Here is a 23511-nt window from a genome sequence, read left to right on the forward strand (position 1 = left end):
ATTCAAAACACACATTTAAATCCAAATCCAAATGTGTGTGAAGCTGAAAAACGTTTTTTATGGTAATAAACCAATTCCTGCAAGGCCTGCATTTTCTGCAAATCCAAACATCAGGTTCATATTTTGTACTGCCTGTCCTGCTGCACCTTTCACCAGATTATCCTGTACAGATAACACAATCAATTTTTTCGGTTGCGGTTTATATAGCGCAATACGAAGCTGGTTTGCACCACGCACAGAACGTGTTTCTGGCGAGCTGTTGGCTGGCATCACATCGACAAACTGTTCATTGGCATAGAACTGTTCATACAGGCTTTGCAAGTCCACAGCATCACCCGCATCGGTTAAATCGACATAGATGGTGCTGAGCATGCCACGAATCATTGGCACTAAATGCGGTACAAAGACGATGTGATTAAATACATCTTTTTGACCGGAAATATTTTCCAGGGCTTCTACAATTTCAGGATGATGACGGTGACCTGCAACGCCATAAGCCTTAAAGTTGTCGGCATTTTCAGAATAAATCATGCCCAGGCTAGCTTTACGACCTGCACCCGAAACACCCGATTTAGCATCAATAATAATGCTTTCCGGTTTAACCAAAGCTTCAGCCTGTTTGAATAATGGAGCAAGGCCAAGCTGTACAGTTGTTGGATAGCAACCCGGGTTACCAATCACCTTGGCATTTTTAATTTTGTCACGGTTCAGTTCTGACAGACCGTAAACAGAATCTTTAAGAATATCTGGACAGGCATGTTCAAGACCATACCATTTTTCAAACTGTTCTAAATTTTGCAAACGGAAATCTGCCGCCAGATCGATCACTTTGGTATTGGCAGCGACCAGTTCTGCTGCATGCTTCATTGCCACACCATGAGGTGTTGCAAAGAATACCACGTCGCATTTTTTCAGTTCATCAATGTTTAAATCTGAATATTGAAGATCGGTATGTCCACGTAAGCTTGGGAACATATCATCTACACGGCGACCATTTTCGGTACGTGATGTCAGTACATTAACCTGCACATTTGGGTGTCGTAGTAAAAGACGCAACAATTCAACGCCTGTATAACCTGTACCACCGACAATACCAACAGTAATCACGATCACTACCTCAAATCTAAAGTTTTCATTTCGTAACTGCGTAGTATGACAGGAAGTTTTGGTTTTCTGAACTGTTTTGCTTGGTTTTATTGCCCAAAAGGCAAATTTCTCTCGTGTTAATCACACCCAATAAATGTGTTTTATTTAACCAAAATTGAAGTTTTTCACATGGGCTAAAACATACCTCCAAAAACTAATCCAACTTAAGCTCTTTATGCAGTTTTTCACCTTTTCTCAAAATTTCAAATTTTACGGTGTTCCCTTTTAGATAATTCGAACTTTCTACAAAAGCACTTGTATCAACAATATTTTCATCATTCATTTTCAAAATAATATCTTGAGGCAGTATTACATTTTGTGCAGGTGAGCCTTGCCTAATCACTTTAGCAACCACGCCAGTTTGAATACCATTATAAATTTTCTCCCTGTCAGATAATTCAACTGGATAAATACCTGTTATAGAATCAAATTTATAAAAATAAAGTACTGTGTATTCATCACTGGAACCACTCATTCGAACTGGTGTTCTCTGGATTGTACCTACAGGGATATTATTTAAATTATGTACATCATTTTTATTCTTATCATTCCCCATAATGCGAACATCAAAAATCGTTTCACTGCTTAACGGAATGTTGCTAAAGATGATAACTTGAGCTCCGTGCTGTAATGCTTTTTTCTTTATATCTCGCATACTTTTATCATAAGAATAATTCCTAAACTTTTCCTTAGATACAGGTATAAAGCCAGCTTCAAGCAATTCTATTGTCTTACTTTCCAAATCATCTACTTTGAATATATCAGGCTTCCAACGCAACATACTGTTATCGTAGTAATTTTCAGCGAATAAAGTTGGACTATAGCTAAGCAATATGGCACAACATACTTTTGACATATACTTCATAAACAGTAACCTATTTTATTAGATTTTTATTTAAATTATTGCTGTAAATACAATTACTAAACTTAAAATTAAAAGTCAAAAAAAGTTAAACAAATATCGATAACATATAGACTATATTGAAATTTGATACCAAACTTAATCAAACTTTCAAAACGAAATCAAATAATTATAACTCTTTAACAATCAGTGCCACCAATACGGCATTGGCGTAGTTTTTAAAATTTTGCGATGCAGTTGAAAATTTGCATCATGTTTCTGAACTTCCGCCCAGAAATGCGAACTGTGATCAAAATGTTTGGTATGGGCCAATTCATGTACACACACATAGTGCGCAATCTCTTTCGGAAACAGCACCAAAGCACTATTCAACATAATATCATGCTTAGAAGTACAACTTCCCCAACGCGTTTTCGGCTGCCGAATCGCACATTTCCCAAAACTCAAATTACTTTCTTGGCTTACATACTCTAAATAAATAGATAAATGTTCTTTTGCATAATTAATGATGAAGGCTTTTAAATACTGCTCAGGCTGACGATCGCTAATGAATAGCTGTAAATTTTCATCATCAAAAATAAAAGAGTGCTTTTGGCTTTGATAGGTTATTACAATTGATTGATCTAAATTAAACAACTGTAATTCATTCGGTAAACTCTTGTCTATTTGAATAATTTTTTCTTGTTGTTTCTGCCAGGTTTGAATCAGCCATTGCTCAGACTGATCTATAAAATTTTGAATTTGTCGTTTAGAGCACAATACCGGTGCAGTTAAACGGATCTGAGTCGGCTCAACACGTAAGCGTAAACGCGTCGATCTGACGTTTCGAACAATTTGGATTTCTGGTAGGTCGTTTAAAGTCATTTTGTTCTTTTTAATCTCCCCAAACCCCTCTTTTACAAAGAGGGGCTTTAAAGTCTCCCTTTCTTAAAGGGAGACTTAGAGGGATTATTTTTAGGAGGGTTAAGTTTAAACCGCAGTACGTTCTTCAATACCATTATCAGTTGCAACAACAGCAATATCGGCTTTATTAATCGCGAAGATACCGTTACATACCACACCCGGAATGTTATTGAGAGTTTTTTCAAGTTCAAGTGCATTTAAGATATTGAAATTATGCACATCTAAAATCACGTTACCGTTATCTGTTACCACGCCTTCACGGTAAACCGGATCACCACCTAAAGAAACAATTTTACGGGCTACAGCAGAACGCGCCATTGGAATGACTTCTACAGGCAATGGGAAATCATGACCCAATTGTTCTACCCATTTAGAATCATCGACGATACAAACGAATTTTTTCGCAATTGAAGCGACAATTTTTTCACGAGTCAGTGCAGCACCGCCACCTTTGATCATGTGCATATGACGGTCAATTTCATCCGCACCATCCACATAGGCATCTAAGCCGCCTACAGAGTTCATGTCGACCACTTCAATACCTAACTTTTTCAGACGCTGCGCAGTGGCTTCAGAACTTGCCACTGCAGCTTCTAATTGTAATTCTGGCAATAATTCGATGAGGAAGTTTACTGTACTTCCTGTACCTACACCCAAAATACCGCCTTTAGGCAAGTGTTTTAAAGCAGCTTTTGCAGCAGCTTGTTTCTTTTCATCTTGGGTAGCATACAGACTCATAACTTGGCTCAACTATTTTTTGACATTTGTTGCTGATTAAACAGCCCAAATGTACAGGGGTTTGTTACAATAAAGGCCTATTTTAAACTGTTAGATGGAAAATTAACATGCTGTCTCGTTTGGTTCGACAAATATTACAGGCAACGGTGTATGACGTTGCAATCGAAACCCCACTCGAAGCAGCGCCACGAATTAGTGAAAAACTAAATAATAACATTCGCTTTAAACGCGAAGATCTACAACCTGTCTTTTCCTTCAAGCTACGCGGTGCCTATAACCGTATTAGTCAATTACCGAAATCTCAGTTGCAACGTGGCGTTATTACGGCTTCAGCGGGTAACCATGCTCAAGGCGTGGCTCTATCTGGTAAAAAACTGGGAATTCGCGCCATTATTGTGATGCCGAAAACTACACCAGACATTAAGGTTCAGGCTGTAAAACGTCTAGGCGGTGAAGTGGTATTACACGGCGACTCTTTTGACGTTGCCAATAAATATGCAATTCAGTGTGCGCAAGATGAAGGCATGACTTTTATTCCGCCATACGATGATGAACTGGTGATGGCCGGTCAAGGTACCATAGCCAATGAAATTTTGCGTCAATGGCGTGATGTGGAGTATGTATTCGTTGCTGTAGGCGGTGGCGGTTTAATTGCTGGGGTTGCTGCTTATCTGGGTGATGTTGCTCCACATGTGAAAGTTATTCCTGTGGAATATGATGAATCTGCTTGTTTGAAAGCTGCTTTTGAAGCCAATGAACGTGTAATTTTACCTTCTGTAGGTTTATTTGCTGATGGTACTGCGGTCGCTCAAATTGGTGCAAAACCGTTTGAAGTGATCCAATTACAAAAATCGGATAACTCCGGCCCAATTGTTGAGCGTGATGTAGTCTTGGTCAACACAGACGAAATCTGTGCAGCCATTAAAGATACCTATGACGAATGCCGCAGCATTGTTGAACCTTCTGGTGCCATGGCACTTGCAGGAATCAAGAAATATGTGGCAGAACATGGTCTGGAAAATAAAAATATGGTGTCGATTGTTTGTGGTGCCAACATGAACTTCGACCGCCTGCGTTATATTGCTGAACGTACCGAACTGGGTGAACGTAAAGAAGCCATTTTTGCAGTCACCATTCCGGAAGAAAAAGGTTCATTCCTGAACTTCTGCCGCGCCCTGCAAGGCCGTAATATCACCGAATTCAACTACCGCGCTAGCGATGCAAGTGCTGCACAAGTTTTTGTCGGCATCAGCTTGAAAGGCGGTGAAAAAGAACGTCACGACATTTATGAAACCTTGAAAGTTCAATACGATGTAGATGACCTGTCTGATGATGAAGTTGCAAAACTGCATATCCGTTATTTGGTCGGTGGTCATGCAGACATTGAAAATGAACGTCTGTTCCGTGTGGAATTTCCGGAACGTCCAGGGGCATTATTAACCTTCCTGGAACGTTTAGGACCAACGCATAACATTACCCTATTCCATTACCGTAACCATGGTGCGGCTGAAGGTCGTGTTCTGGTTGGCTTGGAAGCAAGCGACGCGAAACAGAATCCGGATGGTTTAATTGAAACATTGGAAAGTATTACTTATCCATATGCGGAAATTACCAATAACCTGGGTTATCAACGCTTCTTGAAATAATTTTTTAGCATTACCTGAAATAGCCTGTATTCATACAGGCTATTTTTTTGCATTTAACTCTCGTTATTAAAAAATAGTTAGACAAATCACATCAATCGAAAGCTGTACATGGACTATTTTATAATCTTGAGCTAATCATTCCCTGTTTAGAATTCAGTTGAATGCAGTTATTCAATACCTAAGCTAAAGTTTAACACGCAAACTCTAAAATTTAGTGGCATCATAGTCGTTGAAATATGATGTAAAAATTGAAAACGAATTAGGATTAAAAACACATGGCACAGTTTGCAGTGATTGGTTTGGGTAGTTTTGGTGCAACCGTCGCAACCAAATTAGCCATTTTAAACCATGATGTGATTGGTATAGACAGCAATAAAAAATATGTAGAAACCATTTCTGATCAGCTGACTCATGCAGTCATTGCCGATGCCACAGATGAACATGTGCTCAAAGAACTGAATATTCAAAACTGTGAAGCCGTGGTGGTGGCTATTGGCGAAGACATTGAAGCCAGCATTTTATGTGTTTTGCATCTAAAAAATATGGGTATTAATAAAATTTGGGCTAAGGCCAAATCACAAGCCCATCACATGATTTTGACCCATCTTGGCGTGAATAAAATCATTCATCCTGAAGAGGATATGGGTAATCGGGTTGCCCAGTCATTAAGCTACCCGATGGTCAGTCGTTATATGGGTTTAGAAGACAATCATTTCATCGTTAAAATTGAAATTAAAAAGAGTCAGCAGGGAGAACGCTTTCATCAGCTTATGAGTCATGTTCCTGAAATTAAAACTATTCTGCACAAACGCGGCAAGCAAGTTTCATATAGCATTGATCCTAATTTAATTATACAAGAAGGTGATATCTTAGTCGTGGAAGGTGAAATTGAACCCTTAAGAAAACTGTCTGCCCGGTTTAAATAAAATATGAATCAAGCGCAAAACAAAAATCCTAATACGGTCAATCTAAGCCCACCCAGTTTACTGGCTCTGGGTTTCTTGAGCTTTATCGTTGTCGGAACTTTATTGCTCAAACTCCCGATTTCACATCATGGTGAATTAAGCTGGCTCAATGCCCTGTTCACTTCAACTTCTGCCGTGACCATTACCGGGCTGTCTGTGGTCAATGTCGGAGAAGCCTATACCACCTTTGGCAAGATCGTCATTATGCTGTTATTGCAAAGCGGCGGCCTGGGGTTTATGACTTTTGCCATACTGGCCGCACTGAGCCTTTCTTCCAATATCAGGCTCAAACAGCAAATGATGGCGCAGGAAACCATTGGTCAAACCAGCCTGGCCAAAGTGTCATTCACAATTAAAGGGGTGCTGTTATATTCCCTGTTTTTTGAGGCGATTGGCACATTGATTTTAACCATTGCCTGGATGCCAGAATACGATCTGGCCCACGCGTTCTTTTATGCCGCCTTTTACAGTGTTTCGGCTTTTAATAATGGTGGTTTCTCGCTTTTCCCAAACAGTTTAATGAGTTTTGCAGACCAGCACCTGATTACCTTTACCATTAGCATGCTCTACATTATTGGTGGAATTGGCTTTGTAGTACTGATGGATATCCAGCGCTCTCGTCGCTGGAAAAAATTAAGTGCCAATAGCAAATTAATACTCTCTACCATTGCAGGTTTGAACCTGTTTGCCTTTATTGTGATTTGGGTACTGGAAGCCAATAACCCCCTAACCCTGGCGAATATGAGTCTGGGCGATCAAGCCCTAAATGCCTGGTTCCATGCTACCGTTCCGCGCTCATCCGGTTTTAACAGCCTGGAGATGGCAAACATGACCGATGCTTCCACCTTAGTCACCATGATCCTGATGTTTATTGGTGGCGGTTCACTCAGCACGGCTGGCGGTATTAAGGTGGGTACTTTTATTATTGTGGTATTAAGTGTGATCACTTTTTTACGACGCTCAGAAGAATTAACCGTATTCAATCACTCAGTTTCTAAAACCACCTCATTTAAAGCCTTAGCCGTGGTTTCCATTACGGCCATACTGATATTTTTAGGATTATTTACGCTTCTTATTCTGGAGCCAAGCAAAAACTTCCTGGATTTACTCTTCGAAGCAGTTTCTGCCACCTGTACGGTAGGATTATCACGTGGCATTACCAGTGAATTACAACCAGCAAGTCTGTTTGCTTTAATCTTACTGATGTTTGCGGGTCGTTTGGGGCCACTGACTCTGGCCTACCTGATTGCTACCCCGAAAAAAAGCCGTTTAAAACACCCACCGGCAGATATTCAAATTGGTTAAACCCGATTCAATAAAAAACCACTCATAAAGAGTGGTTTTTATCATTCATGGATAAATTTTAATACCAATTCATCAAGGACACGCCTAAACCGACATAAGTGGCACGATGGTTATAATCAATCAGACTTTCACCGTAGCCATCAAATAATTGAAAATGACCACGCAATTTACCGCTAATCGGGAATGCCCAATCAAACTGCATAGCGCCGTGTGCATCATCGCCACCTTTTAGCGAGTGACGTAGCATCAGGGAAAATTCATGATCATTCTTGCGGTAAAATGCGGTTAAATCACCACGGCCAATATAGTTTTTAATATCCGGGTTGTTGTCATCTTTGGCATTTTCTTCAATGCGATACCAGGGACGCAACATCAGTGCGAAGTTATCACGCTCAAGTCCAACATTAAATATGACCCGGTTCCAGCTACGTGATAATGGATCTGCACGACCGTTGGACTGGTGGTTAAAGGTTACACCAAGCAGGCGTGCATTTAAGCCCAAAATTTCATAATTGGTACGAAAAACCAGACTGGCTTCAGGTTCATAATTGGTTTCACGAAAAGGACGCGAGGCATCTGCATTATAAACCTGCCAGTGTGATGACTGGGTATAACCCAACCAGATATCGCCATTATCACCAAACAGGTTTTCAACTGCTTTGGTTTTTAAAGACAACTGGAATTTCGCTTCCATCGATTTCAGGTTTTGCTCATCACCTACCTGTACCGTATTATTTTCATTCGGACTGGAAGGACGTTCATTTTTGTCAGAAGTCCAGAATCCCGGCAGTAAATAAACGGGCTGGTGGGCACGAATATTCCAGGTTCCAAGCTTACTTTCAGGTGCCAGCTCCCAACGCTTGTCCAGCAAAGAGGTATTGGGATCAATTTTGGGTCCCTCAACCGCAAATATGTTACTCACGCCATGACTGATTTTTTCTTTTATCGTTTCCGGTTCAGTCGGTGCAGGTGCAATTTGATTGGCTGCCTGACGTTCAGACACCAGTGCAGTTTTTTCAGCCTCAGGCACCTTGAACAAAGTGTCATAACAGGCCAAACGATCCGCATTGGATTCTAATGCCACGCATGCTTCGGGACTTGCAGGTGTAATTAAAGATTGTGGGGTTTGTGCATGAATATTCGTCACATACAAAGAACTGAGCATGATCATGCTCAGTTGCAAAGGTATGCGTTCCAGCGTTTTAAACGCCATAGGGTTTTACCTCAAACGTGGGGCTGTAAAAACTTTTCATCATGGTTTGTGACCATGCCAATTTTTTAGCAAATATAAGCTACGGAGCAGGATGTTTAGTTATTCTAAACAACTGCTTGGTAATGAAATAAAAGTAAAAAATGCTCGTCCCTTGCGCTAAAAACTAAGCCGTGTCCTGTTTTTAGCGCAAGCCATTTGATGAAATATCAACCGCCCCTATCTTTTAATTCACTTGTTGAATATTGAAGCCAAGTTCAATCAAGGCATCGCGCTTCGCTACTGGTGCCACCACAGCTTTTACTGGTGTTTGCTGAACCAGATATTGTTCTGCTACCCGTTTTAGATCATCCAGTGTCACAGCAAGTAAACGCGCACGTAATTGCTTACGAACAGCCGGTGTACGTGCATGCAGTAATGCATAGCAAGCACTAATCGCTTCTCCTGCTGGAGAGCCCGGTTTATCCATGCTTGCAACTAACCCCAAAATAGCTTCTTCGAGTTGATGCGGTTTGTGTTCGCTATTCAACAACCACTGGATACTGGCTTCAAAATCTTTAAAGGTTTCTGCCAGACGCGGATCGCGATAGCTATAGAAACGGAATGAACATGCATTGCCGTCATAACTAGCCCCACCACCGTAAGCGCCACCTTTTTCACGAATCGCACTGTGCAAGAAGCCATTGCGTAAATAAGCCGCCAAGATCATGAGCGGAGCAGCATCGGGATGAGACACTTCTACCGCAGGATATGCAGCTGCACAGAATTGAACATTGGCTTGAATTAACCAAGCTTCGTCATGATTGCTATTTTCTGTGACAATGGGTGTTAATTCTACAGCTGTTTGATCAACCGCAAGCTTGTCCCAAACCTCTTGAACTTCTTCAATTAAACGATCAGAGTGATGTTCTTCACACACCAGCAAGAATTGTTTTGGTGCCTGTAAAAGCAGACGATGAATGGCTTTTAGCTCTGCAATTAAGGCATCATAAGCGGCTTCATCTTTTTCAATTTTAGTGACCAAATCACCTAGCCAGTTCAATGCTCCCAAGCCGGTATTGTGATAATCACGTTGTGCCAAGGCACTATGATTACGCCCTGCAATTTGCATGGCATAGCTATGACCTGAACCCGAAATACGTGAATTCCAACGTGTTTTACGTTGTTGCAGCAACTCAATAATGCGGTCTTTTTCATCAAAACGCAGTTGTTCAAATGCCAGCTTCAACAAACGGATGGCTTCAAAATTATTCACCAGCGACTTGGTGGTCAAAGTCAGCCATGCGCTAATTTTATTTTTATCATCAATTTTTGAACGCAGTGATGCCCCCATCCCCACGCCACCGCTCACGGCGGTTTGCAGTTGTTGCAGTTCAAGATAACCATACTCGCCTGCACCCACTTCACCCAACAAAATAGAGAGCAGGTTAAAATATGGCGAGTGCACCACCTGGTCTGGAATTTTGATGGTCACTTGCTGATAGTAAAGACCATTGGTTCCTGCATGGTACAAATTCAACGGCGTATCCAAATTATTGCTGATAATTTCACGCAATTGACCTTGGACAATATGCAAATCTGCCGGGACATCTTCCAGCCCCACTTTAGGCAACAGGTTCAAATCATCCGGAGTATCCTGACGGACTTTGAGCGCTTCAGTTTGCTGAACAATTGCAGCTTTCTGTTCATCGGTCAGCTGGGCACCAATAGCTGCCAAACGTGCTTTTTCCGCTTCAGCTTCCTTGGCAGATTTAGTTGCATCCGGTACCAAAGTCATTTGTACACGATGCGGATTGTCCAGCAGATATTGTTTAATCAGGTTCGACAACCACATTGGGTCTTTGAGCTCTTCTTTTACTTGCTCAATGGCACGATCTACATCCCAAACCTGCACCGGATCACTATGATGAATCGCACTGCTCAAACCATTCAGAATCAGGCTTAAGCCATATGGCATGCCATCGCCATTGATTTCACGCTGATGCAATTCAATCTGGTGCAAAATGGCATCAACCATTTCAGCATCTACGGGTTTAGAGGCCACTTCTTGCAGAATCTTAAATACACCTTCTTTAAATTCTTGAGCATGTTCAGGATTTGAACCCTGTACACCACAATAGAAAGTCATTTCAAAGTTGGAATCGTCTACACCCATAATTGGACCGGTCGACTGGGCATAACCACAGGTTTCCAGATAATGGCGCAAAGGCGAAGCCGAATCTTCCAGTAAAATACCTTCCACCAAACGCATGCCTAAGCGCAATTTGATATCGCTGGCTTGAGGCAATAACCATGAAATCACGTGATAGGTTTTATCCTTCAGGTCTTCTGCATCTACCGCATAGGTCTCAGTCACTTCAATTGGCGCTGTTAAGCGAGTTTCCGGAGTGGAATGCAGAGTTTGGCCTTTTTCGAATTTGGATAAAGCCAAAGTTTCAAACTGTTCCTGCAAGTGATAGACAGATTCATTACCAAAGGTCATAAATACCGCATTACTTGGATGGTAATGTGATTTATAGAAATTAACTAACTCTGAGTAAGTTAAATCTGGAATATCTTTAGGGTCGCCACCTGAATTGTAATGATAGGTGGTGTGCGGGAATAAATGATGGGCCAATTGATGATACAGCTGATCTGAAGGCGAACTCATCGCCCCTTTCATTTCATTAAACACCACACCTTTATATACCGGCTGGCCATCTTCCAGCTCAATACGAATCCCTTCCTGGGCAAAATCCAGTTCATTTAAATTCGCGGCAAAAGCAGCATCCAAATACACTTCCAGTAAATTTTGAAAGTCTTTTTTATTTTGGGTCGCAAAAGGATAGGCTGTCCAGTCCGCCGAGGTAAACGCGTTCATAAACGTGTTCAATGAACGACGAATCATCAGGAAAAACGGATCACGAACAGGGAATTTTTCAGAACCGCAGAGCGCAGTATGTTCTAAAATGTGCGCTTCACCCTTTGAATCCATCGGTTGGGTACGGAACGCAACCAGAAAGACATTTTCATCCAGATCACTGGCCAGATGATAATGTATGGCACCAGTGACTTTATGCTTATATTCAGACACCCGAATATCTAAGGCCTCAACATGGTGTTGACGTATCAACTGAAACGCAGGATGAACAGTTTGAGAAATGGTTTCAGTGACATCTACAGTCATGTGATCTCCGACATTTACATATTTATAAGATGGTTTTGATTATACCTGAATATTGCGCTATTTGGATTCACAGCTTTACGAAATTCCAAGCATTTCAGTCAAGTTTATGCTGGCGCTTTTTTGAAAACAGGCTCTATTTACACAACAAAAAAAATAGCCACGAATGGCTATTTTTTATATCTCAGCACAGATGGCTATATCTTTAAGTCCATTTTGGCAGCAGATTGATGGCTGCTAAAGCGAATACACAACAATATTGCAATAAGTATCACCCCTGAAGCGGCAAAGCGGCTTAAATCCAGACCACCGGAAGCAATCGGTTTATCCAGAAAATCGCCTACTACTGCACCCAAAGGACGGGTGAGTACAAAGGCACTCCAGAATAAGAATGTTCGTGAAATTGTGCTAAATAAGTACAGCAATAGAATCACTAAGATGAGTGTGACAAAAACTGCAATACCGCCACTATAACCCAAGCCCATGCTATCTGCCGACCAGTCGCCTAAAGCCGTACCCAAGGTTTGGGAAAATGTAATGGTGAGCCAATAGAAAATTTCTGCACGAGGATAATTGACTGTATGGGGTGAGATACTTCCCTCTACCCTATACCAGATAAATAAAGACACACACACCAGAGCGAGTAATATACTCGTGCCGCCTGCATAGCCGATACCTAAGGATCGATCGACAAAATCTGCCAGGGTTGTGCCCACGGTGGTACTGGCAATAATAGTGAACCAATACAAATACGGATGATAAGCCTTTGCCCGTATTTGAAAAAATAGCAATAGAATAAATAGCGCGGCAAAAATAAAGGTACTGAGCAAATACCCCAGATTCAGCGACATAGACAGCGCATCTCCGCCTGTTTCACCAAAAGTTGTGGCAAAAATCTTGGTCAACCAGAATAGTGCCGTTATTGCAGGAACTTTTATCAGATGTTGTTGTAATTCAAGCTGTTTCATGAGGAACTGATAATCTAATGGTCATTTCATCATCATTCTCTGCAAGACTTAACCGAAAATTAAAACTCAAGCTTATTTTGTGGGATTGCGAATAAAAAAAAGTACCATCGAAGTGCTGATGGTACTTTTTTGGCTCAAATGCTGTCACTAGATCAAATATTTAAAATAACTATAATTGGGATGATTTTCTACAAACACATAGTTTTGCTTTTGATAGAAATGTGCCGCATTTTTGGTGTCGGTATTCAGGCACAGTGCTGAAAAGTTGGCACGCGCCTCTTTTTCCAGCTGTTGTAACAATTGCTTGCCCACGCCATGCTTACGATATTTAGGCAAGACATAAAAACGACGTACACGACCAATACGGGCATCAATTTCGTTTTCGTTCCACTGCTGATTTAAACCACCACAGGCGATCAGTTTCTCATCATCATAAACAAAAAGAAGAAATTCCCCAGGTTGATCAAACCTGTTTTTGCCACTTTCATACTCTTCAATCAGTTGATCAATAAGCTGGAATCCTTCTTTCTGAGCTTGCTTGGCTAATTCTGTGATTTGTGCAGGTAATTGTTCAGCTTTTGCAATCGTGATATTCATCGAACCTTCCTAATCTTTTCCTATAGTGCATTTTGTACGAGCATCAGTCATATATTGAATTTTATTCATCAATCTACAGCAATCATGAGCATTGGTGTAAACTTAGCGTTTTATTTTGAAATGTGAATGAAAGACATGACAACCGTTGATCTTTTTGCAATTGGTAATGCATTAATCGACCAAGAATTTAAAGTCTCTGACGATTTCCTGATTCAACAAAATTTGCAAAAAGGCACTATGCAGTTGACTGATGGTGAAACACAAGCAAATTTATATAATAATTTAAAAGAAACGCAAGTATACAAAGGTCAAGCATCCGGTGGATCTGCTGCAAATACCACCGTTGCGTTTAGTGCGCTAGGTAGTAAAGCATTTTATGGATGCCGTGTCGGTAATGATGAACTTGGACGCATTTATCTGAAAGGTTTAAATGAAGCCGGTATTCAAACCACTGAAAAATCAGTCAGTGAAGGTGTAACCGGTACCTGTATGGTTCTGGTGAGTCCGGATTCTGAACGTACCATGCAAACCTTTCTCGGTATTACAGCTGAACTGAGTGAAGCGCAAATCAATTTTGAACCTTTAAAGACAGCTAAATGGCTATATATTGAAGGTTATTTATCAACCAGCGATTCTGCACGTAAAGCAGTTAAACAGGCACGTGAAATTGCCAAAGCGCATGGGGTAAAAATTGCACTAACTTTATCTGATCCTGCGATGGTGCAATATGCACGTCAAGGTTTGGATGAGTTAATTGATGATGGCGTTGATTTATTGTTATGCAATCAGCATGAAGCATTAATGTATACAGAAACCGACTCAATTGAAGCAGCATTGGCTAAATTGCAATTAAAAAGCATATACACTGTCATTACATTATCTGCAGAAGGCGCTTTAATTTCCGATTCTGAACAGACCTTAAAAGTTCCAGGGCGTAAAGTAACAGCAGTTGATGCCAATGGTGCAGGCGATGCATTTGCCGGTGCATTCTTGTATGCATTAAATATTGGACTAAGCCTGAAAGCGGCTGCCGAATTGGCAATCCTGATTTCAAGTGAAGTGGTTTCACAATTTGGTCCGCGCCTGAGCGTCGAACATTACGCAGAATTATTAAACAACTTCCAGAAGGAATGTGCATAATGATTAAAATTGCCATGACGGAAGAGATTCCTGAACGTGAAGCACGTTCATACGAAACGCCGAATGGTGATACTATTTTCATTACTCAGCGTGATGGTTCATTTTATGCTTATCAGAATCTCTGCCCGCATTTACAAGTTGAACTGGAATTCCTGGAAAACCAGTTTCTAGACCGTGATCAGGAATATATTGAATGCTCTACCCATGGTGCATTGTTCCTGGTTGAAAGCGGTGAATGTATTTCTGGTCCATGCCAAGGGCAATCACTTGAAAAAGTTGAAATTACCGTGCATTCTGATGGTGGAATTTACCTGAAAGAAGAATAAACCCAATGGAATTTGCCATGCTTGAGTTTCTGCAAGACTATAACTTAATCCCGTTTCATTTAAGTTTATTGGCTTTAATTTTACTCAGCATGGTAGAAACCATTGGCTATTACTTCAATATTCGTCCGACTCAATTTCTAAAAGCACTTTCACCTAAAAAACTGACCGATTCACCGTTTCTCAATGTCAAATTTTCCAAGACACTGATTGTGGTGTTTCTACTGATGAACTTCAGTTTTTCAGGCTATTTTCTGCAACTTTGCGTATTTTCACAGCAGCAAAAATTCCTGCCTGCTTATTACCTGATTATCCCTGCACTGATCATTGCGGTGTTTTTCACTGTATTTATGATTCATTGTCTTGACCAGGTCATCAAGCCAACGCTTACCAAACAACAGGTCAGTCTGCTAGGACGTTTGGCGACCATTTCCAGCGGTAATGCCCGTCCGGGATTTTCCGCACAGGCACGGGTACGGGACAGTTTTGGACAACTACATTATGTACAGGTCGAGCCTGAATTTGGTGAACTGGAATTTCAATCGCAAATTATTTTAATTCGTTTAAAAAAATCGCACTATATTGCTAAAAAAATATCCAAATCAAATACCCTCTTTAGCATGGAAAATCATCAATAACATTTAAGTCGTTAAGATAGTGAGTCATCAAAATTAATTTCAGGTATAAAAAACCAGTCAAGTCAGCAACCCTACTGGTCTTAAAAAAACAAAATCTTAACGTTTAAGAAAGCCAGAAACCAAGTTCATGACTTGTTGAATATCTGCATTGGCTTCCTGTTTATTGGTCTGTTCACCTTGCGGGGTGAGTGAATCAATAATTTGCGGTAGCACTTTTGAAATTGCGCCATAAATATCCTGCGTAGACACCTGAGTTTCCTGCGCGACCTGCTCTACTTCTTGCTCATCAAATAGCCCTTGAACTTGCTGCTGATCTACACTGGCATTTTCACCCGGTCCTGTAGAGACCCAGTCATCCACCTGACTGTTTAGCCCCATACCTTTTAGTTTATCCAATGCCCCTTGTATGCCGCCCTGCTTCTGAATCCAGGCAAGTACCAAGGGAAGCACGGCTATTAATAAGGTTTTGGTATTACTTGATCCGACATTACTGCATTGCTGGGTTTGTTGCTGGTTCTGTTGACCACTTAAATGTCCTAGCACTGCTCCCAGAATTCCACCCAATCCGCCTTGTTGCCGCTGCTGGTTTTGCGTATTTTGTTGGCCTTGTTGATTGTTTTGTTGATTGTGCTGAGCATTATTACCACTCATTTGCCCAAATACCGAACCTAAAATATCACCTAAACCACCTTGCTGAGATTGTTGCTGCTTTCCGCCCAAAGCCTGTTTAGCGAATATTTCAACGATATTGCTCAGATTAGTCATTGCATTATCCTTTTATGAGCTTAATAAAAGAATACGACGCTTTTAAAGCAATCACTAAATATGAATTGTTAAGTTTTGAAATTGTATTTATTTATATAAATCAATAAATTACCAACGAAATTTATTCCAGTTTTCCGGGTTTGCCCAAAACTTGGAATTAAACCAGTCCGGTACATGTTTATAAGTTAAAATATTGAATTGCCACAAAGCAAAATCGCTATCATGTTGGGTTTTGTCAATCAGTTGAGTAAAGCCCAAAGAACGCAATAATTTCTCATCTTGCAATCGGCTAACTACTACAATCCGTTTTGCCATTAAATCACGCAGTTTCACCAACAGTTGCGACTTCTGCACATCAGAAAGTGCGACCAACTCTTGCGAGTCCATCACCACAAAACCCAGGTCATATCGCCGGGCAAAAGGCAGATTTAAAAACTCAGTTACGTTAAAATAGTGCCATTGAATTGATTGATTATTGTTGTATTGATCCAGATTTTGACCAATACATAATGCAGTTTGAATAGGCTGTTCTTTAGATAAATCGTCTAGCATAGAAGTGATGACATTCTGTTCAGCCATAACTGCATCCTTATTATTGAAGAGAGTATTCTGTATGGAACTACAAGGCATTTGCCATAAAATGCATGCAGGTCTTAAGGACCTTAGTGTAACTGATCAACATACACACAAGGCAAATGTTGAATATAAATTTATTCTAGATCGTTCAGAAGTTGACCTGCCATTCAATTTAGGCCAGGAAATCGAGATCGAATGGACAGGCAATATCTATTGCGTATCTTGTGGTAGCAAAACCAACAAATCTTTTTCACAGGGTCACTGCTTTAAATGTTTTAAAACCAAAGCATCTTGTGACATGTGTATTATGAAACCGGAAACCTGTCATTATCACCTCGGTACTTGCCGTGAAGACAGCTTTGCCCATGAGGTGTGCTTCCAGCCGCATATTGTCTATCTGGCCAATTCCAGTGCATTAAAAGTCGGAATTACCCGTATGGGACAAATGCCAACGCGTTGGCTGGATCAGGGGGCAACTCAAGCCTTACCGATTATGAAAGTTGGCTCCCGCCGTCTTTCAGGTCAACTGGAAATTATGTTTGGAACTCAAGTGGCCGATAAGACCGATTGGCGTAAACTGCTCAAAGGCGAAGCTGAACCGCTGAATTTGATTGAGGTGCGTGAACAGCTGATTGAAGAATTTGCACCGAAAATTCAGACCATACGTGATGAATTTAGCCAGAATCTGGAATTTAACGAAACCATTGAAGTGATGGAAGATGAGCTGCCACGTGAGTTTGTTTATCCGGTTGAACAATATCCAGAAAAAATCAAATCGCATAATCTCGACAAAACTCCTACTATTCGCGGCAAGTTACAAGGCATTAAAGGACAGTATCTGATTTTAGATACAGGTGTCATTAATATCCGCAAATATTCAGGCTATGAGCTTAAAATCCGTGCCGAATAACCTTTAATTCAGCCATAAAAAAACCTGCGTTAACGCAGGTTTTTTCTTTACAGCAGATTATTTAATTTTTGCATGTGATTTTAGATATTGCGTGTAATCATCCAGTTCTTGTTGACCGCGAAGTTGCTGGTACAACTTGGACAATTCATTTAACTGCTCATCACTTAAAGCACTGGAAGCCATTTTGTTGACATTCGATACAGCAACCACCACCAACTCATTTGGCAATGCAGCAGTTGTGACCGACCACATGCCTGCTTTCGGTGCTGGAACGCTAAATGCTGCACGTTCAATTTCACGTTTCAAACCTTGTGAACGTGCAAAAACACCTGCACTTTCAAACGCAATTTTACTTTTCGCCGCTACTGTTGCCGCAGGTTGTAATTTAAAGCCATCAAGCGCAGCCTGGATTTTCGCTTTCGCTGCATTTAATGCTTTCTGTTCGATGAGTTTCGCTTTTACACCTGGTGTTGCTTCAGCCAAAGTTTGCACCCCAGCCGCATGATAATTACGCACTTTCACCCAAACGGTATTACCATTTGCCATCTGGATGCTGCTAGATGCATTGCGGTCACCATTTTTCACATCATCATTAAACAGCTTAACTTTAACATTGGCATCGCTCAGTACAGTATGCTGAGTAGCTAAAGTCATACCTTTTACAGACTGAACGCTTACCCCTTTAACTTCTTGGGCCACCACATCCAGTGCATCGCTACCCACCACCATTTCATTCAGGCCATTTACCGCATCAGAGAATGAATTGGCAGCTTTACTCTTTTGCAACTCGGCCAGCAAGCGTGGTTTTTCAGTTTCAAATGAAGGCAACTTCACTGCCGCTGCTTCTGTTTCAATTAAATGATAACCATACTGGGTTTTAACTGGCGCTGAAACCTGTGCTGATTTTAAAGAAGCAACTGTTAAATCAAATGCTTCACCAAACACGCCTTTTGCATAAGCTTCTACCACACCACCCTTAGCTTTAGATTCGGTATCATCCGAATATTGTGCTGCAGCTTGAGCAAAGGACATGCCTGCTTTAATTTTCGCAGCAACATTGGTCGCTAATTTTTTCGCTTCAGCATCTGAACGGGTGTCTGCAGTAATTAAAATATGTTTTACCAGTGGCTTGGCATTTTGCTTTTGCGAATCGACAAAGGCAGCATAAGCTTGTTGCAATTCGGCATCTGTCACTTGCGTATTCGCAGGAGCCACATTGGCAGGCGTTAACACCACATAGTCAACATCTACACTTGCTACTTGTTTAAAGGCTTTTTGATGCTTGTTGTAGTAGGCTGCAATATCTTGTGCTGTTACATTTACATTTTTCTTGTATTCATCCAGCTTAATGCTCGCTAGATGTAAAGTACGCTGTTCAGTCTGCAAGTTGGCAATTTGCTGAATATCAAGCTTGCTCACCAATGCATAGTCCATAAATGTTGAAGTCAACATTTTAAGGGCATGATCTTTACGCAAGTTTGCAATCAAAGCCTGACTGGTCATACCCACTGAACGTAAATAATTTGAGTACAAGGCTTCAGAAAATTTACCGTTTTCCTGAAAGCTCGGTTGTTGAGCAACCATCTGTTCAATTTGTGCATCACTCAAAGAAATACCCAACTCTTCGGCCTGTTGCAATAACAAGGTACGAGCAACCAGGCTATCCATCGCTTTATTTTCAATGAAAGATTGATTCAATAAAGTTTCGTCGCCATTGGCATAAGCCAAGTATTGGTCTTTAAATGTTTTGGTCAGTGATTCTAATTCTTTTTTAGAAATTTCTTGGCCATTAACCAATTTTGCCGTGTCTTCTGACTTTCCACCACTAAAATATCCTTCAATACCTACAAGTGCTAAAGGGGTCAAAAACAAAATGAGCAAAGCTTTGCCCAACCAACCTTTAATAACTTTACGAAAAGATTCCATAAGTATTCCAATATTTTATTTGTGGGGGATTTTACCTGAAAACCTGCTGTGAATGAATGAGTTCAAACTGTAATCGGCATTATTAATAAAAAACGCGCCTTCTAGGGCGCGTTTATCGGCATCAAAAAAGATTAAGCTACAGAATCTTTTAAACCTTTACCTGCTTTAAAGCTTGGTACTTTGCTTGCTTTAATTTCTAAAGCTGCGCCAGTTTGCGGGTTACGACCTGTACGTGCCGCACGCTCTTTAACGTTGAATGTACCAAAACCAACAAGTGTAACAGTATCACCAGATTTAAGTGCTTCAGTAATTGAAGCAATTGTTGCATCTAAGGCTTTACCTGCATCAGTCTTAGACAATCCCCCTTTCTCTGCAATTGCATCGATTAATTCTGATTTATTCATGAAGATTATGTCCTCTTAATATCGTTTATTTAAGGTCTAAGGATTCCATAGCACCTTTATATCAATGCTTTGGGGCAAAACGCAATACTCTGAATATGCTTTTCTGCAAAATATTTGCGAAAAAAATTGTTGAAAAATGCAGAAAAAGCAAAAATGTTTCATTTTTTTACAATTTGCGCTTTTAAAATCTTATTTTCTTCGATCAAAAAATCGACCTTGCTATGTAGTTGTAATATGAGGGTTTCTAGATGTTGAATATCTTTAACCGTCACCAGACCAATTCTGTTTAAAGAATGGTTTACGCTATGATCCAATAATTTTTCTACTTTATCTTTAGTGTCACTCACCGACTCTTTAGCTTTTTCCGAAACCTTTTCTACAGTTTGATCAGCAATTTCTGTGGTTTTGGATTCCAGTTCTTCCCCCACCTTGACTAAAGAGTCAAATAATTTATTCCCTTCTTCTTCCGCACGCGAAAAAGCCCCCAAACCAGCAAGCCATATTTGTTGAGTATATTTACGAAAATCCAAAGCCGATTTACGACCTGAACGTGCTTTATTCTTTGTTTTATCAGCATTTTCATTTTTTTGTTGATCAATCTCTTGATCTTTTGTCGATTTATCCATTCACACCATCTCCTGCTTATTTTCCATACAACTTAAATATAATTACTTAAAAAATACAGCTATAATAGCAAATTAAACACTTGATCGATTTGCTAAACTGTTCTACAAAGCAAGATTAATATATTTGTGATAAGCCCTGAACAGATTTTCGAGCATCGGATGCTCCTTTCAGGTAAGGATTAAGTTTTATGAGTGAATCGCAACAAGGTCAAAATCAACCGCATTTGTTGCTCACAATGACTATGATTGTTTTGGAGACAATCTTTACCTTCATCTTAAAACATGATCGGGTCGTTGGCTTGCAGGCTAAAAAATTTATAGACCAAAAAATTTCCATTAAAATTAATAGCTATTTACCTTATTTTGATTTTTATGTGGTTTTCACGGAACATGGCGTATTGTTTGACACCAAAGCTCCCGAGAAAATGGTCGATCTGGATGTTCGCACTACACTTACAGATTTGATTAAAGTTTTTGTCTTTGCCAATCGCCGCAGTATTAAAAAAATGCGCATTGATGGTGACATCACCCTTAAAGATGAGTTTCGCGATTTAACCCTTCTTTTTAGTTTTCCCAAAGTTTTATCGGACTGGAAGCAATGGCTCAGCGAACCTATTGATGGGCAAGATGTTATTGCCTCCAAAAAGCGCATTGTGCCCCTATTAGAAAAAATTGATCAGCAACGTTCAAAGATCAATACTTTAGAGGTAGAAGTTAAACAATATAAGAATCGCATTCGTCGTATTCAACAAAAACAGAAAAGAATCAATATGGCTTTTAGTATAACTATCGTGCTATTAGTTGCGTTATTAGTGTATAATTGCTGGATTGCATAAATATCTAATTTTCTTATAAAACAAAAAAAATGAAAGCCCAATAAAAAACTTGACTATTTTAGTCAGGATTCATAAAATCAACACATCTAGTCTTAATATGTGTATCGAATCATGCGTCTTACTACTCGCGGTCGTTACGCAGTGACTGCTCTACTTGATTTAGCTTTGCAGCCAACTGAACAAACGATCACGCTTGCTGAAATTGCAGCTCGTCAAAGTATCTCTGTTGCTTATCTTGAGCAGTTATTTGCGAAACTCAAGCGCCACGGCTTAGTTTCTAGTGTTCGTGGTGCCAACGGTGGTTATCACCTGGCTCGTAACGCTGAAGAAATCACAGTATTAGAAATTATTGAAGCTGTAAACGAAACAGTTGATGCGACCCGTTGTGACCATAAAGGTAACTGCCAAAATGGTGCAATGTGCTTGACTCATGATTTATGGCAAGAACTCTCCCACCACATTGCCGATTATCTAGCAAAAATCTCCCTTGCTGATCTAGTAGCACGAGACAACGTACAAACCGTTGCAATCCGCCAAAATACAGCATCTTTTGATTCAGCCTTTTTATCGGTTACAGGTATTTGACATGAAACGTCCGATTTATCTTGATTATGCAGCAACCACTCCTGTAGACCCTCAAGTTGCAGAACGCATGATGGAATGCCTAACGTTTGACGGTACTTTCGGTAATGCTGCATCTCGTTCTCATGCTTACGGTTGGCAGGCTGAAGAAAAAGTAGAATATGCACGTGAACAAGTTGCGAACTTGGTCAAAGCAGATCCACGCGAGATTGTCTGGACTTCAGGTGCAACAGAATCTGATAACCTGGCGCTTAAAGGTGTGGCTCAGTTTTATGCCTCTAAAGGCAAACACATCATTACAAGTAAAATTGAACATAAAGCAATTTTAGATACTTGTCGTGAATTAGAAGCAGAAGGTTTCGAAATTACTTATCTTGAACCCCTTCCTCAAACAGGTTTAATTACCCCTGAGATGGTTCAGGCAGCTATTCGTCCAGATACTATTCTTGTTTCCTTAATGATGGTGAACAACGAAATTGGTACTGTGACTGACGTTGCTGCAATTGGTGAAATTACTCGTGCCAACAAAATTTTCTTCCATGTTGATGCTGCTCAAGCTGCAGGTAAAGTAGAAATTGATCTTTCAACTTTAAAAGTAGATTTAATGAGCTTCTCTGCTCATAAAATTTATGGCCCTAAAGGTATTGGTGCATTATTCGTACGTCGTTCACCACGTGTCCGTCTTAAAGCTCAAATGCATGGTGGCGGTCATGAACGCGGCATGCGCTCTGGTACGCTTGCAACTCACCAAATCGTAGGTATGGGCGAAGCTTTTGAACTTGCAGGCAAAAACCTTGAATCTGAACAAAAACGTATTCGCGTACTCCGTGACAAATTATGGAACGGTTTACAAGGCCTGGAACAAGTATTCCTAAATGGTCACCCTACTCAAAACGTTGCAAACTATCTCAACGTGAGCTTCAACTTTGTTGAAGGTGAATCATTGATGATGGCATTAAAAGATGCTGCGGTATCTTCTGGTTCAGCATGTACCTCTGCAACACTTGAGCCGTCTTATGTACTTCGTGCCTTAGGTCTTTCTGATGAACTTGCACACAGCTCGATCCGTTTCAGCTTCGGTAAATACACCACTGAAGAAGATATCGATCACGTTCTTGAAGTGACTAAAGCTGCTGTTGAGAAATTGCGTGAACTTTCTCCGCTTTGGGATATGTACAAAGAAGGTATCGACCTTTCAACTGTTGAATGGGCTGAACACTAATTCATTGTCTGGAGATAGCTTTAAAATTTAAAGCTATCTCGTTGATAAACGTAATTTCAC

Annotated in this window: 23 protein-coding genes; 10 read left to right on the forward strand and 13 right to left on the reverse strand. The window is 40.5% G+C overall.

What is annotated here, in order from left to right:
- Positions 1–57 precede the first annotated feature (57 nt).
- The 4 genes from argC to rpiA all read right to left on the reverse strand — a co-directional run bounded on the left by argC (position 58) and on the right by rpiA (position 3649).
- The gene (gene argC, locus LZZ98_RS01950; RefSeq protein WP_237786421.1) at positions 58–1113 is read right to left on the reverse strand and encodes an N-acetyl-gamma-glutamyl-phosphate reductase; all 1056 of its coding nucleotides are present in this window, start codon (positions 1111–1113) and stop codon (positions 58–60) included.
- 187 nt (positions 1114–1300) lie between these two features.
- Positions 1301–2011: a PDZ domain-containing protein gene (locus LZZ98_RS01955; protein ID WP_237786422.1), complete on the reverse strand. Its 711-nt coding sequence runs from the start codon at positions 2009–2011 to the stop codon at positions 1301–1303.
- Between the two features lie 183 nt (positions 2012–2194).
- Complete coding sequence (locus LZZ98_RS01960) at positions 2195–2872, reverse strand: M48 family metallopeptidase (RefSeq protein WP_237786423.1); 678 nt, start codon at positions 2870–2872, stop codon at positions 2195–2197.
- Between the two features lie 105 nt (positions 2873–2977).
- The gene (gene rpiA, locus LZZ98_RS01965; RefSeq protein ID WP_067724695.1) at positions 2978–3649 is read right to left on the reverse strand and encodes a ribose-5-phosphate isomerase RpiA; all 672 of its coding nucleotides are present in this window, start codon (positions 3647–3649) and stop codon (positions 2978–2980) included.
- 107 nt (positions 3650–3756) lie between these two features.
- Here rpiA and ilvA point away from each other — a divergent pair, with 107 nt between their 5' ends.
- The 3 genes from ilvA to LZZ98_RS01980 all read left to right on the forward strand — a co-directional run bounded on the left by ilvA (position 3757) and on the right by LZZ98_RS01980 (position 7565).
- The gene (gene ilvA, locus LZZ98_RS01970; RefSeq protein ID WP_237786424.1) at positions 3757–5295 is read left to right on the forward strand and encodes a threonine ammonia-lyase, biosynthetic; all 1539 of its coding nucleotides are present in this window, start codon (positions 3757–3759) and stop codon (positions 5293–5295) included.
- Between the two features lie 275 nt (positions 5296–5570).
- Positions 5571–6221 carry a potassium channel family protein gene (locus LZZ98_RS01975; protein WP_237786425.1) on the forward strand — a complete coding sequence of 217 codons (651 nt, stop codon included), beginning with the start codon at positions 5571–5573 and terminating at the stop codon, positions 6219–6221.
- 3 nt (positions 6222–6224) lie between these two features.
- Complete coding sequence (locus tag LZZ98_RS01980; RefSeq protein WP_237786426.1) at positions 6225–7565, forward strand: TrkH family potassium uptake protein; 1341 nt, start codon at positions 6225–6227, stop codon at positions 7563–7565.
- A gap of 58 nt (positions 7566–7623) precedes the next feature.
- Here LZZ98_RS01980 and LZZ98_RS01985 read toward each other — a convergent pair whose 3' ends face one another.
- From LZZ98_RS01985 to LZZ98_RS02000, 4 genes are all read right to left on the reverse strand, one after another.
- On the reverse strand, positions 7624–8778 hold the full coding sequence (locus LZZ98_RS01985; protein WP_237786427.1) for a phospholipase A: 1155 nt from the start codon (positions 8776–8778) through the stop codon (positions 7624–7626).
- A 223-nt stretch (positions 8779–9001) separates the two neighbouring features.
- Positions 9002–11941 carry an insulinase family protein gene (locus LZZ98_RS01990; protein ID WP_237786428.1) on the reverse strand — a complete coding sequence of 980 codons (2940 nt, stop codon included), beginning with the start codon at positions 11939–11941 and terminating at the stop codon, positions 9002–9004.
- 194 nt (positions 11942–12135) lie between these two features.
- Positions 12136–12906, reverse strand: a complete 771-nt coding sequence (locus LZZ98_RS01995) for a COG4705 family protein (RefSeq protein ID WP_237786429.1) — start codon at positions 12904–12906, stop codon at positions 12136–12138.
- 147 nt (positions 12907–13053) lie between these two features.
- Complete coding sequence (locus LZZ98_RS02000; protein ID WP_086174252.1) at positions 13054–13503, reverse strand: GNAT family N-acetyltransferase; 450 nt, start codon at positions 13501–13503, stop codon at positions 13054–13056.
- 135 nt (positions 13504–13638) lie between these two features.
- Between LZZ98_RS02000 and LZZ98_RS02005 the strand changes: the two genes are divergently transcribed.
- The 3 genes from LZZ98_RS02005 to LZZ98_RS02015 are packed head-to-tail and all read left to right on the forward strand — an operon-like array spanning position 13639 to position 15604.
- A complete protein-coding gene (locus LZZ98_RS02005; RefSeq protein WP_237786595.1) occupies positions 13639–14643 on the forward strand; it encodes an adenosine kinase in 1005 nt (334 codons plus the stop codon).
- A gap of 14 nt (positions 14644–14657) precedes the next feature.
- Complete coding sequence (locus tag LZZ98_RS02010) at positions 14658–14969, forward strand: Rieske (2Fe-2S) protein (protein WP_171262901.1); 312 nt, start codon at positions 14658–14660, stop codon at positions 14967–14969.
- A gap of 17 nt (positions 14970–14986) precedes the next feature.
- Positions 14987–15604: an OB-fold-containig protein gene (locus LZZ98_RS02015; RefSeq protein ID WP_237786430.1), complete on the forward strand. Its 618-nt coding sequence runs from the start codon at positions 14987–14989 to the stop codon at positions 15602–15604.
- A gap of 96 nt (positions 15605–15700) precedes the next feature.
- Here the strand turns inward: LZZ98_RS02015 and LZZ98_RS02020 are convergent, their stop codons facing one another.
- Positions 15701–16369, reverse strand: a complete 669-nt coding sequence (locus LZZ98_RS02020; RefSeq protein ID WP_237786431.1) for a YidB family protein — start codon at positions 16367–16369, stop codon at positions 15701–15703.
- A 108-nt stretch (positions 16370–16477) separates the two neighbouring features.
- Positions 16478–16948, reverse strand: a complete 471-nt coding sequence (locus LZZ98_RS02025; RefSeq protein WP_237786432.1) for a DUF6231 family protein — start codon at positions 16946–16948, stop codon at positions 16478–16480.
- Positions 16949–16982: 34 nt separating this feature from the next.
- Between LZZ98_RS02025 and LZZ98_RS02030 the strand changes: the two genes are divergently transcribed.
- Positions 16983–17855, forward strand: a complete 873-nt coding sequence (locus LZZ98_RS02030) for a DUF2797 domain-containing protein (protein ID WP_237786433.1) — start codon at positions 16983–16985, stop codon at positions 17853–17855.
- A gap of 57 nt (positions 17856–17912) precedes the next feature.
- On the opposite strand, the gene LZZ98_RS02035 is transcribed toward LZZ98_RS02030, so the two are convergent.
- The 3 genes from LZZ98_RS02035 to LZZ98_RS02045 all read right to left on the reverse strand — a co-directional run bounded on the left by LZZ98_RS02035 (position 17913) and on the right by LZZ98_RS02045 (position 20811).
- Positions 17913–19781 (reverse strand): SurA N-terminal domain-containing protein, encoded by a 1869-nt coding sequence (locus LZZ98_RS02035; protein ID WP_237786434.1) that lies wholly within the window; start codon positions 19779–19781, stop codon positions 17913–17915.
- A 131-nt stretch (positions 19782–19912) separates the two neighbouring features.
- Complete coding sequence (locus LZZ98_RS02040) at positions 19913–20185, reverse strand: HU family DNA-binding protein (RefSeq protein WP_004651791.1); 273 nt, start codon at positions 20183–20185, stop codon at positions 19913–19915.
- 158 nt (positions 20186–20343) lie between these two features.
- Complete coding sequence (locus LZZ98_RS02045; protein ID WP_237786435.1) at positions 20344–20811, reverse strand: phasin family protein; 468 nt, start codon at positions 20809–20811, stop codon at positions 20344–20346.
- 188 nt (positions 20812–20999) lie between these two features.
- Between LZZ98_RS02045 and LZZ98_RS02050 the strand changes: the two genes are divergently transcribed.
- The 3 genes from LZZ98_RS02050 to LZZ98_RS02060 all read left to right on the forward strand — a co-directional run bounded on the left by LZZ98_RS02050 (position 21000) and on the right by LZZ98_RS02060 (position 23451).
- Positions 21000–21647 (forward strand): hypothetical protein, encoded by a 648-nt coding sequence (locus tag LZZ98_RS02050; protein ID WP_237786436.1) that lies wholly within the window; start codon positions 21000–21002, stop codon positions 21645–21647.
- A 111-nt stretch (positions 21648–21758) separates the two neighbouring features.
- The gene (locus tag LZZ98_RS02055; RefSeq protein ID WP_086174260.1) at positions 21759–22232 is read left to right on the forward strand and encodes an Rrf2 family transcriptional regulator; all 474 of its coding nucleotides are present in this window, start codon (positions 21759–21761) and stop codon (positions 22230–22232) included.
- 1 nt (position 22233) lies between these two features.
- Complete coding sequence (locus LZZ98_RS02060; RefSeq protein WP_237786437.1) at positions 22234–23451, forward strand: IscS subfamily cysteine desulfurase; 1218 nt, start codon at positions 22234–22236, stop codon at positions 23449–23451.
- The last annotated feature ends 60 nt before the right edge of the window (positions 23452–23511 follow it).

The sequence above is a fragment of the Acinetobacter sp. SM34 genome (genome assembly GCF_022012365.1).
Lineage (GTDB): Bacteria > Pseudomonadota > Gammaproteobacteria > Pseudomonadales > Moraxellaceae > Acinetobacter.

What these genes read in the sequence shown, in the direction of transcription:
- LZZ98_RS01995 (WP_237786429.1), bottom strand. Translation starts at nt 12,906, where the DNA reads ATGAAACAGCTTGAATTACAACAACATCTGATAAAAGTTCCTGCAATA.
- LZZ98_RS01955 (WP_237786422.1), bottom strand. Translation starts at nt 2,011, where the DNA reads ATGAAGTATATGTCAAAAGTATGTTGTGCCATATTGCTTAGCTATAGT.
- LZZ98_RS02040 (WP_004651791.1), bottom strand. Translation starts at nt 20,185, where the DNA reads ATGAATAAATCAGAATTAATCGATGCAATTGCAGAGAAAGGGGGATTG.
- LZZ98_RS02030 (WP_237786433.1), top strand. Translation starts at nt 16,983, where the DNA reads ATGGAACTACAAGGCATTTGCCATAAAATGCATGCAGGTCTTAAGGAC.
- LZZ98_RS02035 (WP_237786434.1), bottom strand. Translation starts at nt 19,781, where the DNA reads ATGGAATCTTTTCGTAAAGTTATTAAAGGTTGGTTGGGCAAAGCTTTG.
- LZZ98_RS02005 (WP_237786595.1), top strand. Translation starts at nt 13,639, where the DNA reads ATGACAACCGTTGATCTTTTTGCAATTGGTAATGCATTAATCGACCAA.
- LZZ98_RS02045 (WP_237786435.1), bottom strand. Translation starts at nt 20,811, where the DNA reads ATGGATAAATCGACAAAAGATCAAGAGATTGATCAACAAAAAAATGAA.
- LZZ98_RS01980 (WP_237786426.1), top strand. Translation starts at nt 6,225, where the DNA reads ATGAATCAAGCGCAAAACAAAAATCCTAATACGGTCAATCTAAGCCCA.
- LZZ98_RS02015 (WP_237786430.1), top strand. Translation starts at nt 14,987, where the DNA reads ATGCTTGAGTTTCTGCAAGACTATAACTTAATCCCGTTTCATTTAAGT.
- LZZ98_RS02055 (WP_086174260.1), top strand. Translation starts at nt 21,759, where the DNA reads ATGCGTCTTACTACTCGCGGTCGTTACGCAGTGACTGCTCTACTTGAT.
- LZZ98_RS02060 (WP_237786437.1), top strand. Translation starts at nt 22,234, where the DNA reads ATGAAACGTCCGATTTATCTTGATTATGCAGCAACCACTCCTGTAGAC.
- LZZ98_RS02000 (WP_086174252.1), bottom strand. Translation starts at nt 13,503, where the DNA reads ATGAATATCACGATTGCAAAAGCTGAACAATTACCTGCACAAATCACA.
- LZZ98_RS02020 (WP_237786431.1), bottom strand. Translation starts at nt 16,369, where the DNA reads ATGACTAATCTGAGCAATATCGTTGAAATATTCGCTAAACAGGCTTTG.
- LZZ98_RS02050 (WP_237786436.1), top strand. Translation starts at nt 21,000, where the DNA reads ATGAGTGAATCGCAACAAGGTCAAAATCAACCGCATTTGTTGCTCACA.
- LZZ98_RS02010 (WP_171262901.1), top strand. Translation starts at nt 14,658, where the DNA reads ATGACGGAAGAGATTCCTGAACGTGAAGCACGTTCATACGAAACGCCG.
- LZZ98_RS02025 (WP_237786432.1), bottom strand. Translation starts at nt 16,948, where the DNA reads ATGGCTGAACAGAATGTCATCACTTCTATGCTAGACGATTTATCTAAA.
- rpiA (WP_067724695.1), bottom strand. Translation starts at nt 3,649, where the DNA reads ATGAGTCTGTATGCTACCCAAGATGAAAAGAAACAAGCTGCTGCAAAA.
- ilvA (WP_237786424.1), top strand. Translation starts at nt 3,757, where the DNA reads ATGCTGTCTCGTTTGGTTCGACAAATATTACAGGCAACGGTGTATGAC.
- LZZ98_RS01985 (WP_237786427.1), bottom strand. Translation starts at nt 8,778, where the DNA reads ATGGCGTTTAAAACGCTGGAACGCATACCTTTGCAACTGAGCATGATC.
- LZZ98_RS01990 (WP_237786428.1), bottom strand. Translation starts at nt 11,941, where the DNA reads ATGACTGTAGATGTCACTGAAACCATTTCTCAAACTGTTCATCCTGCG.
- LZZ98_RS01960 (WP_237786423.1), bottom strand. Translation starts at nt 2,872, where the DNA reads ATGACTTTAAACGACCTACCAGAAATCCAAATTGTTCGAAACGTCAGA.
- LZZ98_RS01975 (WP_237786425.1), top strand. Translation starts at nt 5,571, where the DNA reads ATGGCACAGTTTGCAGTGATTGGTTTGGGTAGTTTTGGTGCAACCGTC.